Source organism: Terriglobales bacterium, assembly GCA_035561515.1.
GTDB lineage: Bacteria > Acidobacteriota > Terriglobia > Terriglobales > Acidobacteriaceae > DATMXP01.
The window spans coordinates 28,650-46,969 of sequence record DATMXP010000046.1 but is presented as its reverse complement, the minus strand read 5'-3'; the positions used below and the strand labels follow the sequence as shown (position 1 = coordinate 46,969).

Below are 18,320 nucleotides of genomic sequence, written 5' to 3'. Positions count from 1 at the left end.
GTGAAATAGTTTTCCTATCGGTTGCTGAAGGGACATGTCCCGGGTTCGTGGACGCCCTGATTTATCTATGACTTACAATTTGGCTGCTGTGAATGTTTTTTCACCTTTTGTGCAGAGTTTGGCGTTCTACGTGCCTGATTCCAAGTTGAAACTCAGAAAAGGCTAAGTAGTAACCGGTCCCTGCTCAAAATCAATGCTTAAGATTGGTGGACAAAAGATACCGTTTATCACCGTTATCTTGGTGATATCCGAGAGTTTATTGATCGGCCTCGCCCTTTTCCTTTCAGCCGTTATCAGCCTTTCACCGCTAAGCATTACGACGCAATCGATCAATTCTGAGACGTTTATCCGGCTCATTTTGGTCATAGTCGTGTGCGAGTTCTGCCTCTATTACTACGACCTTTACGATTTCCAGGTCGTGGGCAGGCGCGCGGTACTTTTTGTCCAGTTGCTTCAGGCGCTAGGCGTCGCATGCTTCCTGCTGGCGTTCGTTTATTTTCTGCAGCCGAGCCTGAGCATGGGGCGCGGCGTGGCGCTTCTTGCTGCCCCTGCCATTCTGGCAATCATTCTGAGTTGGCGGTTGCTCCTTGACGCGAGCGCGCCGTTACTAAGACGAACCGAAAAAATGCTGGTTCTTGGAATGGGGAAGCCGGGCATTGACCTGGTGAAGGAACTGATGGTTCGTCCGGAGTTCAGCACCGAGGTCGTGGGGTTCCTGGATGAACACGAGAGCGGAGCTAATGTCGGGCAAATGCTCGAGAGTTCGAAGATTGTAGGCAAGGTATCAGACGTTACGCGGATAGCAGGCGAGGCGAAGGTGGACCGCGTGATCATCTCGCTGGCCGAGCGTCGCGGGAAGATGCCGATTCATGAACTCCTACAGTTGCGATTTGCCGGGGTCCGAGTGGAAGATGCCCACACAATGTTCGAGAGGGTGACGGGCAGGATTCTGCTGGAGTACCTTTCGCCTAGTTGGCTGATCCTTTCGGAGGGATTCCGGAAGTCGGGCATTACTCGTTTCTTAAAACGCACCACGGACCTGGTGATTTCGCTTGTTGCGCTGGTCATTGCGGCGCCGATCATGCTGCTTGTTGCGGCCGCCATCGTTGTCGAAAGCGGCAGGCCGGTATTGTTCCGCCAGCGCCGCGTGGGGTTGGAAGGGCGGGAGTTCGAGATGCTGAAGTTCCGGTCGATGTATCAGGACTCGGAACGTCATGGTCCGGCGTGGGCGAAAGATGCCGACCGCAGAGTAACGCGAGTGGGGTACTATATCCGGCGGTTCCGGCTGGATGAACTGCCGCAAATGATTAATGTGCTGTTGGGCGACATGAGCATCGCCGGGCCGAGGCCAGAACAGCCGTACTTCGTTCAGTTACTGGAACAGAGTATTCCGTATTACGGACTCCGACATACCGTCAGACCGGGAATCACCGGTTGGGCGCAGATCAAATTTATGTACGGAGCCAGCGTGGAAGAGAGCAAGACGAAGCTGGAATATGACCTCTTCTACATCAAGCACCTGTCAGTATTCTTGGACCTGGCGATCATCTTTGAGACAGTGAAAGTGTTGCTGTCCGGCCGGGGCGCAAAGTAAACGCGAACGATAATATTCGAGGTAATTCCATGACACCTATGCGACGTGCCGCTACCTATGTCTTCCAATGTATGTGGGTATTCACATACGCCTTACTAGTTCGGACCTTCAACGTTTTGAAACGCATGGAAGCAAAGCCGAAGGCCAAGACCGCGTTGGCTGCCGCGATGGTGGCCATGCTAGCCGTTGGAATCATGACCGGCTGCAAGGGCGATCCGAAGAAAGAAGCGGAAAAGCACTATGCCAAAGGCATGGAGGCGCTGAAGTCGAGTAAGCAAAACGAGGCGATCGTGGAGCTTCGGCGTTCCATCCAACTGAATCCGCAGCACTCGAAAGCACACTTCGAACTCGGAAAGCTGTATTTCGGGACGGGCAACATCCGGGGCGGCTACCAGGAACTGATGCTGGCCCTGAAGAGCGACCCGAAGAACAAGGATGCGAACATGCTCGTGGCGGAAATGCTGCTGCGCTTCCGAGCCTTTGATCAGGCGCTCGCCAAAGTTGACGAGATCCAAAAGGACTTCCCGCAGGAGCGATCCCTTAACCTGATCAAGGTAGAAGCGCTGCTCGGTCAACAGAAATTCGAGGAGAGCCGTAAGTTGCTGGAGCAGGTGCTACAGCAAGATCCGGCGAACCCACGAGCTTTGTACGACCAGTCCATATTCCAACTGAAGGACGGAAAGTTCGCGGACGCCGAAGCCAGCCTGCGTCGCGTCTGGGACATGCAGCCGAATTCAATGGTTCCTCCCGCAACGCTCAGTGCGGAATACATGAAGCGCGGGGACAACGCCAAGGCCGAAGCCATTCTGAAAGAGGCGGTGCAGCGGCGTCCGGATAGCGTGATTCCCAAGAACATGCTGTATGGCTTCTACATGCAGAACAAACGTTTCGGCGAAGCTGAAGCGTTGGCGAAGGCCATCCAGAGCGGAACTCCGAAGGACAGTCCGTCCAGGCTAGCCGTGGCGGAGTTTTACCTGACGACCAACAATCAAAAGGAAGCGGAAGCTGAACTCAAGCGGTTGACGGCGCAGAACAAGAAGGACTACTTCGCCTGGCAGAAACTGGTTGAGCTTTATGTAGCGCAGAACCGGGTCGCAGAAGCAAAAGCTGTTCTCTCCGAAACACTGAAGGAGAACCCAAACGAGCCGGGCATGCTTGACCTGAGCGGCAGGCTGAAGATCGCAGAAGGGAACTTCAACGACGCTCTGCTTGATCTGCAAAAGGCGCAGAAGTTCAATCCTGATAACCCGCAGGTGTACGTTGATCTGAGCAAAGCGTATCTGGGTCGCGGCGAAATGGAACAGTCCAAGACATCGCTGGAAGAAGCCTTGAAACGCGAGCCCGGATTGGCCACGGCGAGAGTAGATCTTGCGAACCTTCAGATCCGCTCCAATCAGGTCGATGAGGCAATCAAGAATCTTCAGATGGTGATTGATGCGAGACCGTCGAACATCACTCCTTATGTGCTGATGTCCGCAGCGCTCACCGCGAAAGGTGAATTCCAACAGGCGGAATCGAATCTGGCCCGACTGGTGGACGCAACCGGCGATCCGGCCAGCAAGGCGAATGTATACCGGGCGATGGCCGCGGTGAAGTTCGTACAGAAGAAGTTCCCGGAATGCATTCAGCTGACAACCAAGTCGCTGGAACTCGATGCACGGCCACCGGAGACTCTTCAGATCGCTGGCTCCTGCTATTTGGCGATGAAGCAGCCGGCCAAGGCAGTGGAAGTCGTCAACAAGTACGTCGCTAAGAATCCCAGCTTGCCTGCCGGCCAGGAAGTGTTGGGCGGCGTGGCTTTCGAAGCGGCGGATATGAAGACAGCGCAGGCAGCTTACGAAAAGGCGCTTCAGATCAATCCCAAACTGCTTGTGGCACGGCGCGGACTGGCCGAGGTCTATCTGACACAGAACCAGCCAGACAAGGCCACGGGCGTGCTAAAAGGTCTGGAGAGCGAATATCCACGTGACTACATCATTCCATTGCGTCTGGCTCAGATCAGCGAACAGAAGCAGGACTGGGATTCGGCGAAGAAGTTCTACGAGCGCAGCATCGAACTGAACGACAAGAACCCGATTGCGAAGAACAATCTTGCGTACATCTATGCCGAAAAGGGCGGCAATCTGGATATGGCGCTGAAACTGGCGCAAGAAGCCAGAGAGGCGTTCCCGGCAGATCCGCGCATTGGTGACACCCTGGCGTGGATCTACATCAAGAAGGGAAGCTACGAATCGGCGGTGCAGTTCTTGAAGGACGCCACGGCCAAGATGCCGCAGAACGCAACCTACAAGTATCACCTGGGTCTCGCCTACTCGAAGCTAGGAAAGAATACGGAAGCGAAACAGCAGCTGCAGGCGGCTCTCAAAATGCCCAACTTCGCGGAAGCCGAAGAAGCGAAGAAGGTGCTGGCAAGCCTGCAATAAGGTTTTTCGGAACCTGAGACTACCGCAGAACAGCGGTAGTCTCTTTTTTTGCGCTGGCGATGACCGAATCGAGGATCAACATCGAATTCGCCCAGTTGTGAGTTTTCTGTATGTGAATTCGTCCCGCCTCGGCCATTCTGGCTGCCCAATCGGGATCTTCGAAGATCTTTGAAACCGCTTGAGCGTACTGCTGCGGAGTGTCGGCCACGAGCAGGTGCTCATTGGGTCGAGCCTGGATTCCTTTCGCGGCAGTTGATGACGAGACGACCGGAATGCCCATGGATATGCATTCGAGTGTCTTGTTCTGTGTGCCACGAGCGATACGCAGGGGAACGACCGATACCGCGGCATCTTGAACGTAGGGACGCACATCAGGCACGTAGCCGGTTACGCTGATGCCCGGGATCGAAGCCAGTTCCTTGACCGACGGAAGCGGATTCGAGCCTACGATACGAAATTCAGCCGCAGGATGCTTCTCGCGAATAAAGGGAAACACCGAACGGGCAAAGAAGGAAACGCCATCCACGTTGGGGAAGTAATCCATCCGGCCTAGAAAAGCGATCACCTGCTTGACGTTACGATCAGGAAGAAGTTGAAAGTAGGAGAAATCAACTCCGTTGGGGATGAGAGTGCACGGAGTCGGAATTCCGAAGGACTCGAATTCTTCCTTTTCTCCCTGCGCGGTGACTGTGACCTGATTAAACCGAGTCGCTAAATGTTTCTCATATTTGCGAAGTTTATGAGCCTCAATGCCATAGCCCCACGCAAGTGGAGGAGCCTTGAACTTCGCATAGTCCAGCCATTTGCTCGCGTCGAGGTCACCGTAATCGAGAATGCGAAATGGTGCATTCAGCCCCTCGGCGTACTGGCCCATGAAAGCGCAATGAACCCAAACCAAATCGAATGAGTTACGGCGAAAACAATCCAGTATGCGCTGGCGCAAACGTGGCGAGGAAAAATAGGCAGCCGACGACGGCGTGCTGGTTGGCAATGCAAACACGGCCCGGCGCCAACGGTCTAAAGAAGGTTCCACTTCCGCTATGACTTGGCGGCAATGCTCACGAAGTGGGGCTCCTTCATCGTGCTCCTGCTGAGTCTGGGCAAGACTAGCTACCGTCACTTCATGGTTCTGGCTCAGGTGCCGAATCATGTTAAACGGGCGGATTTTGCCACCTCTGTTCGGCGGGTAAGGAAATCGGTGACAGATGAACAGTATCTTCATGGACTAGGATTTCATCGCCAACTGCGACGGGATTTCTCCCGCTCCGGAAGGAACCTTTCCATCCAGATAAATGCGGCACCACAGCTCAAAGGTGATGAGCGAGAGCAGGTGATCAGTGTGGTCAGCGCGTGATTGTCGGTGATCGTCAACCGTCTTCTGAACCACGCCGGGATCGAAAAAGCCGCGACTCCTGATTGCATCGGCGGACAGCGTGTCGTGCACCAGGCTTTCCAGCGAGTTCTTCAGCCATGCACCCATCGGGGCGCCAAAGCCGCGTTTCTTTCGGTGGAGAATCTCGTCGGGCACCCAGGGCTGCACCACTTTTTTAAGTAGGTACTTCATCGTGAATCCGCGAACCTTCAGGTTCGAAGGCATGCGCGCCGTAAGTTCAACCAGTTCATGGTCGAGGAAGGGTGCGCGGCACTCGATGGAGGCAGCCATGCTCATCTTGTCGGTGAGAGCAAGGAGATCATCCGCCAGTGACGTTTTAAGGTCGACGTAAATGTTCTGATCCAGCGGATCGGCACCGGGCACGCGGGCGAAATACTGTTTCAACAGTTCGGAACTGCGTTTCGACCCTCTGCTCGAAGGAAGGAGTTCGTGCTTCATCGCCGGAGAGAACACGGTGATGAAGCTCATGTACCGGGACGCCGGATCCATCTCGGCGGCATTGGCAAACCCGGAGGCGTAGCGAATGTTGTTGGTCCAGTTGCGATGGCGATCCTGTGGCAGAGCGTTGAGCAGACCGCGAAATGCCGAACGCAATGGGCGCGGGACATGGCGGTAGTAACGGTGCAGGTTGTCTCCGAGATAGCGCCGATACCCACCAAAGAGTTCGTCTCCACCGACTCCGGATAGAATCACCGTTACACTTTTGCGCGCGAGTTCCGAGACCAGAAACGTGGTCACGAAGGCGGAGTCGGCGATCGGTTCGTCCATGTGCCAGATCAGTTTGGGCAGTAACTCCGCAACGTCGGGCTTAACAATGATCTCGTGATGCTCGGTGTGGTACTTGTTGGCGACGATTCGAGCGTAGGGAAGCTCGTTGTAAAAACTGTCTTCGCCTCCGAAACCTATTGAATAGGTCTTTACCGGCTGGGAAACGATGTGGGCCATGGCGCCGACGATTGCGCTCGAATCGATACCACCGCTAAGGAAAGCGCCGAGAGGCACGTCACTGATCAGGCGAATCTTGACGGACTCGAGAAATTTGGCACGGACGCGTTCGATCCATTCCTGCTCAGCGTGATGTTCAATCCCGTCGAAACGAACGTCCCAGTATTCGTGGTCAGACACTGCGCCAGAAGCGTCGATGCGAAGATAGTGCCCGGGCAAGACTTTCTCGATGCCCTTGAGCATCGTGAACGGTGCGGGCACGTAACCCAGTCCCAGGTATTCGTCGAGCGATTCCGGATCCACTTCCCGCGGTACGGACTCATCGGCAAGAATTGATTTCATTTCCGAGGCGAAGAGGATTCGGTTGGACTCGCGACGTACGTAGAGCGGCTTTTTGCCGAGGCGGTCGCGTCCGATAAGAAGGACAGAGCGGCGCTGATCCCAGAGGGCATAAGCAAACATCCCGCGGAGGCTCTTTACAAAGTCGTCGCCCTCTTCCTCGTACAGATGTACAAGTACTTCGGTATCGGTGTGAGTTGTGAACCGATGGCCGTTGTCCTCCAGTCGTTTGCGAAGCTCCGGGAAATTGAAAATTTCGCCATTCAGGATCACCCAAACCGACTTGTCTTCGTTGCAGATCGGCTGATGACCGCCCGATACGTCGATGATGCTGAGACGGCGCATGCCCATAGCAAGCGGACCACGCACGAAGTAGCCGTGGTCGTCGGGGCCACGATGGGTAATGATGTCCCCCATCTTGGGCATGAGTTCAGTGGGCGCAGGTTGATGGAAATAGAGCGCCCCAAAAATGCCGCACATCAGTCCTCCTGGAATCCGAAACGAAGAGCTGGAAGTTCCTAATAAATCCTAAATGCAATCCGGGTTCCATCTGACGGCAAGAGCTTACAGATTGGCGAATTGATTACCAAAGGTATCACGCCTCCCGTACCCAAGATGGGTAACTTTCAAGGGCCCTCTAAGGTGGTTTTTTGCAATGCTTCATAGTAGATTTTGGGCAGCAACTCTGCATTATTAAGGGACTTAGCACGTTCCGAGGTTGACTCCCTGGTACGGAGTTGTTGCCGCTGGGTGGGGTAGGGGAGGTTGCAGTGATGAAGTGCGCACGCTCGAAGAAGTTACTTCTGTTTCATTTCCTCTTATTGCTTACATTCGCACTAGCCGGTTGTGCTGGTGGCGGCGGCGGAACCGGGCCTAGTCGCGGTATTTCACAACCTGGCGTACCTAACATCTCGAATGTTTCGACGACGAATGTCGCCATAACGACTGCGACCGTTACGTGGACTACCGATACTGCGACTACCTCCCAAGTCGAGTTCGGAACTTCAGCAAGTTATGGATCTTCGAGCCCAGCCGACAATGCTCTGGTTACATCGCATTCGGTTTCACTCAGCGGGCTGACGGCAGGCGCGCTGTATCACTACCGGGTACGCTCGAAAGACTCCGGCGGGTCCGAGGCCGTGAGTCCCGACGCTACGTTTCAAACCGTCCTCAATGTCGACACGACTCCGCCAACCGTTTCGGTCGTGGCGCCTGGGAATGGCACGACGGTCAACGGCACGATCAGCTTATCTTCCCAGGCGTCGGACAACTCAGGCATCAAGTCCGTGCGTTTCCTGATAGACGGAAATCCGTTTGGCGCAACGTTGACGACGCTGCCATATGACGTGAGCTGGGATACGACTACCGTTGCGAATGGTACTCATACGATCAGCGCAACAGCTACGGATTACGCAGGGAATGCCACGAACGCGGCTGTCGTGACCGTGACGGTTCAGAACAATCTCTCAGGTGGAGGGGATACCTCGCCGCCGAACGTGATCATCACCTCTCCGGTTGGTGGAAGCACAGTCGCCGGGACACTGAACATGATCGCGACGGCCGCAGACAACACCGGAGTAATAGGAGTGCAGTTCCTCCTTGACGGTACGAACTTCGGATCAGAAGTTACAAGTCCGCCCTACACAAAGAGCTGGAACACGACTTTGAACACGAATGGTGCGCATCGCGTTGAAGCGCGGGCGAGAGACGCTGCCGGGAATGTCGGCAGTGCGGTAGTGCAGGTAGCTGTGGACAACACGGTTCCTCCAGGGCCGGATACAACGAAGCCAACCGTGCAGATTGTTGCACCTGGCAACGGCGCTAACGTCACAGGAACGATCATGGTGACGGCGCTCGCCACGGACAATATTGGCGTGGCCAGTGTGCAGTTCCAGGTGGATGGTACGAACTCAGGCGCAGCGGTTACCACTTCGCCCTATAACTTCGTCCTGGATACGACAAAGTTACCGAACGGCAGCCACACGATTGGAGCAATCGCAAAGGACGCGAGCAATAATTCAGGCACCACCAGTATTTCGGTCAATGTAGCGAATGGCGTGGTTCTCGATACAACACCGCCTGCGATCCAAATCACGGCTCCAGCGTCCGGCGCATCGCTGACGGGAACAGTTACCATCAGTGCAACCGCATCAGACAACGTGGCTGTGGGTGGTGTCCAGTTCAAGGTTGACGGAGCGAATGTGGGCAGTGAAGTGACTGCGTCGCCATTCCAGACATCGCTAAATACTGCCTCCCTGACAAACGGCAATCACACGATTTCCGCGACGGCGAGAGACACGAGCAACAACACGACATCGGTAAACGTATCGGTAACAGTTTCCAATACTACAACCAACGATACGACGCCCCCAACAGTCCAGGTCACGAGTCCGTCTGCGGGAGCGACACTAACAGGAACGACAACTCTGAGCGCCGCTGCCAGCGATAACGTAGCAATCGCAGGGGTTCAATTCGATGTAGATGGCACGAACATCGGCTCAGAAGTGACGACGGCGCCGTATCAGGTTTCGTTGAATACGGGAACGATCACGAATGCTTCGCACACGATTCGTGCGACCGCCCGCGACACCAGCAATAACACGGCTACCGCAAACGTAAGCGTCACAGTCTCGAACTCTTCGCCCGGCAGCGACCTTTTCCAAACACAGTGCCTGAACGATCCCAACATCGTAAGGTGCTACGGGTTCGATGGGCCGATCCCGCAGGGAACGGATGCGTCGGTGGGTCCGGTTGTTTCATCGACGGGGGGCGTCTATCAAGCGACGTTTGATAGCACCCGTGCGACATCTGGTGCTGGATCGCTCAAATTCAGGATTCCCTCCAGCGCGAATGCGAATACGTCGGGGGCTTTCCACGTAGACTTCTCGGACGACCCATATCCAATTCAGTTTGGACCGACAAGTCCTGCTGGGAACGAGTTTTACATCCAGTGGAGGCAGTACATGCCTACTGAGATGATCACGATGAAACCGTATCTCGGAGGAGGGTTCAAGCACGCCATTATCAACATGGGCAACGCTCGGTCAGGAACGGAAGTAAATACACCGTACACCTGTGCCGATATGGAGATCACGATTCAGCGGTATTACCATCAACCGTTTCTGAACGTGTATCACTCATGTGGGAAGAAGGATAATACCTACCAGCCGCTGCAACCGAACGCTGGTTCCTATGACTATCTTCTGCAGAATGCAATCGGGTGCAGATTTACCGATGGAATAGGTTGCTTCGACTATGCGGCCGATCAGTGGATGACCTTCCAGATTCACGTTAAGACGGGTGAAGACTACGTCAACGACCGCAATTACAGGCATGACAGTACATTCGAATTGTGGTTGGCTGAGGAGGGCAAGCCTTCGCAACTGGTCATTAGTATGACGGATTACGACTTCCTCCAGCACGATCTGTCGGGAAACTGGCCTTATCCCGCCACGTGGTGGACGACCAACGGATTAGTTCCTCGTTATGGAAAAATTTGGTTCTTGCCGTATGAGACGGGGAGATGCCCGGCCACTTTCAATATCAATTCTATCAGTCGCTCGAACGGTACTGTAACTGTGACGTCTGCCAGTCATGCTACTCAGAATGGCTATTGCCTTAGCATTGGAGACTCCATCACCATCGCAGGTGTCAGCGACTCCACGTTCAACGGCACTTTTAATGTTACATCGGTTGACAGCGACACGGTCATCACCTACAGCCAGAGTGGCGCCAACTCAGTTTCGGGCTCAGGGACAATGACCGGGGCCAAGTTGGTTATGCCCGACACGGCGACGTGGTATGACAGCCTTGTCGTATCGAAGAGAAGGTTGCCGGATCCCGGGGTACAGGTCCCTAACGCCCCCGACTCGCTGATGGTCACAAACGATGGCACGAAAAATACGCTTACCTGGCGCGATAATTCCGATGTTTACGGTTCCACGGCAGCAACTGGATTTGTGATCGAACGGTGCCAAGGGTATACCAATTTGAATTGCTACTATGACCAAACTAAGTTCGCTGTAGTTGGTACAGTGGGCACCGTGAATAGTTGGTCGGATCCAAATGGTAGCGCTAGCATCGCATACACCTATCGAGTAAAAGCGACGAACGGCTCAGGGGCGTCCGCGTACAGTAACGCGGCAATGAACGTGCCTGGCGCGGTAGGAAATGTCACAGCGGTCGCGAACTCTTCCAGTCAAGTGACCGTATCGTGGACGCAAACCCCTCCTGCTAATCAAATTAGTTACACGGTCGAGCGCTGTACAGGTGGCTATTTGGCTTGTGATATGACTGCCTCGAACTACGTCGTGTTGAGTTCGACCGTTCCTGCCAACTCGTCAACTTTCGTAGACAACACGGTTGCGGGAGGAACTACCTACACCTACCGAGTTTTGTCCGTCGGCAAGGCAGGTAGTTACAAATCTTGGGGCGAGAAGTATTACTACAACACCAGCTACGGTGGAGCCTCGCTGAAATCGCAGGTCACTACTCCGTAAGTGCGAGAAATGGGGAAATGTGAAAACCAGTTCAGTGGTGTGGGAAAACATTTTCACATTTCCCCTTCCCAATCTCCACATCTCCAGCTAAGTTCTTTGTAATGAACGTCTAGCTTCCTCTAGCGAATGGCAATCGCTGTGCGTTAGAAATCCTGAAGGCCCAAGGAATACGTGTGAAAACTGTAATCAAATTAGCGTTTGTTGCGTTGTTTGCGCTGGGTATGGCCAGTGCACAAGAGAATCAAGGGTTCAGTTCTTCGAAGAAGTCGAGTCCAGCTCCCAAGGAAGTTGCCAGTTCCGATGCCAACGCACCGGCAGCCGCCCAGAGCGTTCCGGAACCGCCAGTCGACGAAGCGGATGTGTATCGGATCGGCATTGAAGACGATCTTCAGGTTTCAGTCTGGCGGGAACCAGAACTTTCGGTGCAGGTGACTGTAAGGCCAGACGGCATGATCACAATGCCGCTCCTAAACGACATCAAGGTCACCGGGCTGACAACCAAAGAACTGCAAGCGCAATTGATTGAGAAGTTGAAAGCTTATGTGACCGAACCGCAAGTAACGGTCATCGTGCGTGGCATCAAGAGTCGGAAGGTTTACTTGATGGGGCAAGTCACTCATCCAGGTGCCGTGCAACTGAACAGCCGTAAAACCGTCCTTCAACTCCTGGCTGAGGTTGGCGGATTGGGGCCGTTTGCGAAGGACAATATGTATGTTCTTCGAACGGAGAATGGTCAAAGTAAGAAGATCCCGTTCAGCTATAAAAAAATGCTGAAGGGCGACATGAAAGACGACATAGTGCTTCAGCCTGGGGACGTAATCGTAGCGCCGTAGGAGAAACGATCATGACGAAAGCTCGGTGGGCATCCATTCACATTTTGCTGCTTCTGTCGTTCCTGGCCGGTAGCGCCATTGCTCAGGATGCTGAGACCGCGCCTGCAACCACGGGAGATACTGCCGTTGCGGCAACCGTCACTAATAATCAAGACGGCGAATCCGCCAAGACCACTGATCCCATCGAAGAGGCAACTCGGATTCAGGCGCTTGGACGCGCGGCGTGGCTGCAAATCCGTCCGGGGATGTTCCATGTAGGGCCGGTCTACATGAACGACTTGAGCTATTCGCAGGTGTTTGACCGGTTCGGGCAGGGCGCAAACACTCAGTCGCGTACAACGAGCGCGCTGACTGCGAATATGTTCTATACCCGCCGAATTTTGAAGCACAGCCAGATCGCATTTCAGTACTCGCCGAACCTCTACATCATCGATGGAACGGTGAAGCCGGACTTTGTGCACCAGAATTTCAGCGTCACCAGCGCGATTCCACTTTCCCGGCGACTCACTCTGTCTCTCTCGGATCAGTTTACGTATATGGGCAGAATGGGCCTGCTGGAGAACACGCCTGCTGTGGACTTTGACCCGATCTCGGGCAACTACCTACTCTCCAATTACCTGCAGACGGCTCAAAATTCACTGTCAAACGCCTTCGACGTTTCGATGTCGTATACGCTGAATCAGCGTTGGAACCTAACGCTCTCGCCGAACTTCCGGCGGTTGTATAACGACGACGTCACCTCTCAAAGCTACGGTGCGCGAATCGGTGCGGCGTATCAGATGAGTGCACGCAGGACGGTTGGGTTCGGGTATTCGTATTTGACAAATCGCTACAACTCCCGCTTTTCCAATGCTCAATACCACTCGGTTGAAGTGAGCGTGAATCAGATGCTTGGCCGCGGTTTCACCGCTTACGTCGCTCTGTCTGGCACGACTCAGCCCCTTGGAGATTCGGCGAAATTGGCGTTTACCCCGACAGTACGAGTTTCCAAGCAATTCCGCTCCTCAAGCCTTTTCGGAACTTACACGCGGACTCCGGCGCTGACGATGATCGTTCGGGACGGGTTCTCCGATCAGATTGCGGTGGGATATTCCACAGCAATCACCCGCAAGTTGTCGGGATCACTGTCGCTGGCTCGATACTCGGAGACAGGGTCCACGACCGACAACCAGGGTAAGTACGGGACAGCACAGGTGAGCTATGCGCTGCACCCGCAGTTCTCCGTTTTCACGAGCTTCACGAAGCGTGTGCAGGAGGGCGACCCGAGCTCGGTGTTTATCGGCAACCGCAATTCGGTGATGTTTGGTATAACCTGGGCGCCAACCCCGCGTAATGTGCCCCAGGAATAGATGGAACAGACGCCCCGACGTTCTGAGCTCAATGTGAGACTCATGGACGGCGGGGTGCTTTCTTTTGGGCATCTTTCGCCATAAAATGCAGATAAATCAGCAGTTTTGTTTGGTAGCCCAATTGCTACGACAGCTGTGGAGTATTGTGTGAACGAGAGCCGTCAAAGTAATTTCGCATTCTCGGACCTGGCCGGCGGCCTTCAACTGAAGGACTATATTCAGGTCGCCAAGCGCCGTAAGCGGACGATCATCCTGCCTGCGCTCGCAGTGTTTGTGTTGGCGGTGACCGTCACGTTTCGGCTGCCGAGTACATATCGCGCGGAAACCAAGATCCTGGTCGATCCCCAAAAGGTCGCCAACGCCTTGGTGGCGTCGCCGCAGAGCAGCGTAGTGGATCGTCTGGGTCTCATTCGGCAGCAGGTGCTGGCGCAGTCCCGTCTGAAGAAGCTCATTGAGACGATGAATCTGTATCCCGAATTAAAGGGCAAGATCGGGGAACAGGAAATCCTTCAGAAGATGTCGGACGCGATCGACGTGGAGATGGTCCAGACGGCCGGCATGCCGATGAATGCGTTCCGGATCGCATACAAAGGAAACAATCCGGTCACTGTGGCACAGGTGACGAATCAGTTGGCGTCTCTGTTCATTGAAGAGAACCTGAAGGATCGTGAGAATAAGGTCCTAGGCACCAAGAATCTGCTCGAAGATGAACTGGAAAAGACCCGTCAGCAACTCGCGGAAAAAGAGAAGGAGATCGCTAAGGTCAAGTCCGCGAACCTCATGGAGTCCGGTGACTCGCAGTCGTACCACATAGAGATGCTGAACAACCTGCGGTCGCAGTTGACGGCAACGCAGGACCGCATCAATCGGGCACAACAGCAACGGGTATACCTGCAATCGATGGCGGCGACTTCCGCGCCAACGGTTGACCTGGACCAGAGCCAAAGTCCGTACCGGCAGCAGTTGCAGCGACTGCTTCCTCAACTCGCCGAACTTTCCGTTCGTTACGGTCCAAAGCATCCTGACGTCGTGAAATTGCAGGCGCAGGTGAATGACCTGAAGGCGAAGGCAGAACAAGACGAGCGAAATGCTCCTGCTGTCCCCACGCCCTCCGAGGTGAAGAAGAATACGCGCAACCCGGTACTGGCAGCACAGTTACAGCGTATCGACCAGGAAATCCAGGAGCAGTCCGCAAACCAGGACCGCATCCAGCGACAGATTCAGGATCACTCGGCGAAGCTGGGTCAGTACCCAATCGTTCAGCAGAAGCTAACGGACCTGACTCGCGACTACGACACGCTGAAAGCCCACTACACTTCTTTACTGAACACGAAACTTAACAACGATACCGTAGTCTCCATTGAGGACCGCCAGCAGGGAGAGCGTTTTGTCATCCTCGATCCGGCACAAGTTCCAGAAAAACCCTATTCGCCGAACCGTCCATTGATTGCGGCGGCATCGCTGGCATTAGGGCTGATGTTGGGCATCGGCCTGGCTATCGTTCTGGAACTTCTGGATGGCTCCGTCCGGACCGAAAAGGAAGCGGAGACTCTCTACGGAAAGCCAGTTTTGGTTGGTGTCCCACGCCTGTATAGCAGGGGTGAAAAGAAGCGGGGCACGATCATTGATATCAGCGCTGCCGCGGCGACGGTGGTCATTGCCGCGATTATCGGTTACGGAATAGGCCACATTACGTCACGGATGCTTTAGACATGTATCTTAGCTTCTACGGACTGAAAGAGGAACCTTTTCAACTGACCCCGGACCCGCGGTTTGTGCATCTCGCGGAACCGCACAGGGATTCGCTTGTTGCTCTGCTGGGAGGGATCATCAAGCGGAAGGGAATTCTCCTGCTTACAGGTCCCGTCGGAACCGGCAAGACAACGCTGTTGCACACGGTCCTTGAGATTCTGGTCCAGAAGCTGACTGGCAACGAAAGAATTGCGTCAGCATTGATCGTAAATCCGACGCTGACTCGCGATGAGTTTCTCGAGACCATGCTCGACGAGTTTGAAGTTGCATGTCCGCATACCTCGAAACCCAAGCGCATGGCTGCTCTGATTGAAATGCTACACCAATATCAGGCACGGGGATCAACGTCGGTGCTCATCGTTGACGAGGCGCACCTGCTCACACCGGAATTGCTCCAGGAGATCCGGTTGCTGAGCAATCTGGATGTGTATCGTGAGAAGTTGTTGCAGATAGTTCTGTGCGGTCAGCCGGAGTTGCTAAAGGTAGTGGGTTCTCCAGAGATGGCGGCGATCCGGCAGCGCATTGCAGTACGCCGGGAGTTGCGTTCTCTTTCGCAGTCGGAGACGCAGGCGTACATCATGCAGCGGCTCCATTATGCAGGATTGCGCGGCAACTCGCCGTTTACAAACAGCGCTGTGGAGGCCGTTCACAAATATTCGCGTGGGGTTCCGCGCGTGATTAATTTGCTTTGTGATGGTGCACTGGAAAAGGGATTCCAAAGTAAATCTTCAAACGTGGGGCCGGACCTGGTGTATGACGTCGCCCTCGGTCTTGATGTAATCGATGTATCGCAGCCGAAGGCTGAAGAAGCAGTCGCGGGAAACGCCCGTCGAAGTGGCACTCCGCTTGAGATATTGAGTCAGGCTTTGCGTGAAGCGCGGCAGGCGGCAGGGGGATCGGATGAGTAGATTTTTTAGTCAAGCACGGAAGATGCAGCCGGGAACGGAGAACTCCGTCTCGAATGTCAGCGTCACGGATGCCGAGAAGCTTCTGGAGGGCGCGCAGGATCGTATCCGGAAGTCATTTGGACCGGAGTCGCGGAATACCGATTCGAGTTTCGCGTCGCTCGCCGGAGTCGGTGGGGAACGGATCGCCGCAGGCCTGCATGAATTCCGTCTGGAAGAGTGTGAACAATTAAAGGTCGCACATCTGCCTTCCGCCAAGATGTTTGAGCACGACGATGAATTAACGCAAGGTGTCGTGGAAGCGTATCGCGGACTCCGAACCCGCATCGCGAGAATTCAGGCAACTCAGGGTTTGACGACCCTGGTAATCAGCAGCGCCGTGAAGGGCGAAGGCAAGAGCTATACCGCACTGAACCTGGCTCTGTGCTGTGCTCAGTTGCGCAATGCAAACGTGCTCCTGGTTGACGCCGACCTTCGGACCGCGGGCGTTTCTCGCAACTTGGCGGCCCATGAAAGAACCGGCTTGAGCGAAGTCCTCGAGGGCAAGGCCCGGTATGCGGAAGCAATTCTCAAGACCGACCTTTCGAACCTTTTCGTTCTGCCAGCGGGTACATCGAATGTGCCTCCGCCAGAGCTGTTTGCCAGCTCAGCCTGGAAGGAATTCATCTCCTGGACGAATGAGACTTTCCGGCTTGTGATTATCGATGCCACGCCGGTGTTGCCGCTGGCCGATTACGACTTGATTGCGGCGCCTTGCGACGCGGTGATCGCGATTGTGCGTCCGCATGTGACGCCTCGGGAACTCGTGGAAAGGGCAGTGCCGCGTTTCGACAAGAAGAAATTTCTCGGCGTGGTATGTAACGGAACTGAAGTCCACAACGACCACCGCTATTATTACCGGTATTACGCTCCGGGGCGTTAGGGTGTGCGTTCCGTGCCGTTGGCATGTGTACGAACTAGTAAACTTGGGTGGCATTACCGCAGTCACCTTCTTTACAACGCATTGCCGCCTCATAATGTGCCCAGAGGATTCTTGTCTCAGTCCAGCTCCAACGCGCTTGAAACCCGGTTGGAAGCCCCTGTGTTGAACAGGATGGAAAAAGCTCCGGCTTTCAAGATCCTGCAAGTGGTTACAAGACTGGGTGTTGGGGGTGCTGAGCACGGCATGCTCAACATCATGGCAGGTCTGCAGAACGACGGAATTGAGCAGCAGATTTGCACGATGCGCGGCGTTGAGCCAGGACTGATGTGGACGGATCGGGTGAAGGCGGAAGTGCTGGTTGCCGCGGAATCCGCATCGCGACTTAGGCTCGATGTGGCGCGACTGGTGAGGATATTTCGAGAGGTCCGCCCCGCTATCGTGCACTCGCGGAATTGGGGCTGTCTGGAAGCTGTGGTGGCCGCTCGAATCGCTGGAGTGCCAGTGGCTATCCATAGTGAACACGGCTATGAACTGGACATGCTCGAGGGCATGCCGATGCGACGGCGGTTGTTTCGGGCCGCGGCATTTCGAATGGCACAGGCGGTATTTGCAGTCACGAAAGATCTGCGAGACTTCCACGCTAAGCAAGCATTTTGTCCGGCAAAGCGGATCGGCGTGATCTACAACGGGGTGAACGTCGATAAGTTCAAGCCTATGCCGGATGCCAGGCGCGATGCCCGGCAGGAGTTGGGAATTAGTTCTACGACGTGCGTCTTTGGAACCATCGGCAGGCTTGTGCCGATCAAGGATCAACAGACGCTGTTGATCTCAGTAGCGAACTTGGCAGGGCAAGGCATGGATGTGGCAGCGATGATCGTGGGAGATGGACCTTTGCAGCAGGAATTGCGTGCTATAGCTGAACGGCACCCCGCGCTGCAGGGGAGGGCCCACTTTACGGGCGCACGGACGGACACACCAAGATTGCTCAACGCGATGGATGCTTTTGTGCTGCCTTCGATCAGTGAGGGGATGTCGAACACGCTCCTCGAAGCGTTAGCCACAGGACTGCCATTGGTTGCGACCAAGGTGGGAGGGAATCCCGAAGTGCTAGGCAACGATAAGTGTGGTTCGGTGTTTGCGCCGAGAGATATTGGAGCACTGAGTCAGATCCTGGCGGAACTCGCTGGCAATGCCGAACGGCGCGGTGTAATGGGCGGAAATTCGCGACGGCGGGCGGTTTCTACATTCAGTTTGGAAAAGATGGTGTCGTCATATCGGGACCTCTACTGGGGGCTTGCGAAGAAGCACAACGTGCTACGTCATAGCGAGGTGTCACGTGTGCGGAATTAGCGGAATCTTCGCTCCG

General features: G+C 54.8%; 11 protein-coding genes. 9 read left to right on the top strand and 2 right to left on the bottom strand.

The genetic code is table 11. From position 1 onward, the window contains the following. Positions 1-193 precede the first annotated feature (193 nt). Both VN577_20980 and VN577_20975 read left to right on the top strand, forming a co-directional pair. A complete protein-coding gene (locus VN577_20980; protein HWR17317.1) occupies positions 194-1,594 on the top strand; it encodes a TIGR03013 family XrtA/PEP-CTERM system glycosyltransferase in 1,401 nt (466 codons plus the stop codon). Positions 1,595-1,623: 29 nt separating this feature from the next. Continuing rightward, positions 1,624-4,017 carry a tetratricopeptide repeat protein gene (locus VN577_20975; protein HWR17316.1) on the top strand — a complete coding sequence of 798 codons (2,394 nt, stop codon included), beginning with the start codon at positions 1,624-1,626 and terminating at the stop codon, positions 4,015-4,017. A 19-nt stretch (positions 4,018-4,036) separates the two neighbouring features. Here the strand turns inward: VN577_20975 and VN577_20970 are convergent, their stop codons facing one another. Both VN577_20970 and asnB read right to left on the bottom strand, forming a co-directional pair. Further along, positions 4,037-5,239 (bottom strand): TIGR03087 family PEP-CTERM/XrtA system glycosyltransferase, encoded by a 1,203-nt coding sequence (locus VN577_20970; protein ID HWR17315.1) that lies wholly within the window; start codon positions 5,237-5,239, stop codon positions 4,037-4,039. Between the two features lie 3 nt (positions 5,240-5,242). Beyond that, positions 5,243-7,174 (bottom strand): asparagine synthase (glutamine-hydrolyzing), encoded by a 1,932-nt coding sequence (asnB, locus tag VN577_20965; GenBank protein ID HWR17314.1) that lies wholly within the window; start codon positions 7,172-7,174, stop codon positions 5,243-5,245. A gap of 293 nt (positions 7,175-7,467) precedes the next feature. Between asnB and VN577_20960 the strand changes: the two genes are divergently transcribed. The 7 genes from VN577_20960 (at position 7,468) to VN577_20930 (ending at position 18,304) form a co-directional block, all read left to right on the top strand. Beyond that, the gene (locus VN577_20960; protein HWR17313.1) at positions 7,468-11,193 is read left to right on the top strand and encodes an Ig-like domain-containing protein; all 3,726 of its coding nucleotides are present in this window, start codon (positions 7,468-7,470) and stop codon (positions 11,191-11,193) included. A gap of 173 nt (positions 11,194-11,366) precedes the next feature. Next, positions 11,367-12,026, top strand: coding sequence for a polysaccharide biosynthesis/export family protein (locus VN577_20955; GenBank protein ID HWR17312.1), 660 nt, complete (start codon positions 11,367-11,369; stop codon positions 12,024-12,026). An 11-nt stretch (positions 12,027-12,037) separates the two neighbouring features. Then, a complete protein-coding gene (locus VN577_20950; GenBank protein ID HWR17311.1) occupies positions 12,038-13,375 on the top strand; it encodes a hypothetical protein in 1,338 nt (445 codons plus the stop codon). A 147-nt stretch (positions 13,376-13,522) separates the two neighbouring features. Next, entirely contained in the window at positions 13,523-15,085 is a 1,563-nt protein-coding gene (locus VN577_20945) for a GNVR domain-containing protein (GenBank protein ID HWR17310.1), read from the top strand. A 2-nt stretch (positions 15,086-15,087) separates the two neighbouring features. Beyond that, positions 15,088-16,035, top strand: a complete 948-nt coding sequence (locus tag VN577_20940) for an AAA family ATPase (GenBank protein HWR17309.1) — start codon at positions 15,088-15,090, stop codon at positions 16,033-16,035. Next, positions 16,028-16,954: a CpsD/CapB family tyrosine-protein kinase gene (locus tag VN577_20935; protein HWR17308.1), complete on the top strand. Its 927-nt coding sequence runs from the start codon at positions 16,028-16,030 to the stop codon at positions 16,952-16,954. Before VN577_20940 ends, VN577_20935 begins: the two co-directional genes overlap by 8 nt. Before the next feature lie 159 nt (positions 16,955-17,113). Continuing rightward, positions 17,114-18,304: a glycosyltransferase gene (locus VN577_20930; protein ID HWR17307.1), complete on the top strand. Its 1,191-nt coding sequence runs from the start codon at positions 17,114-17,116 to the stop codon at positions 18,302-18,304. Positions 18,305-18,320: the final 16 nt, after the last annotated feature.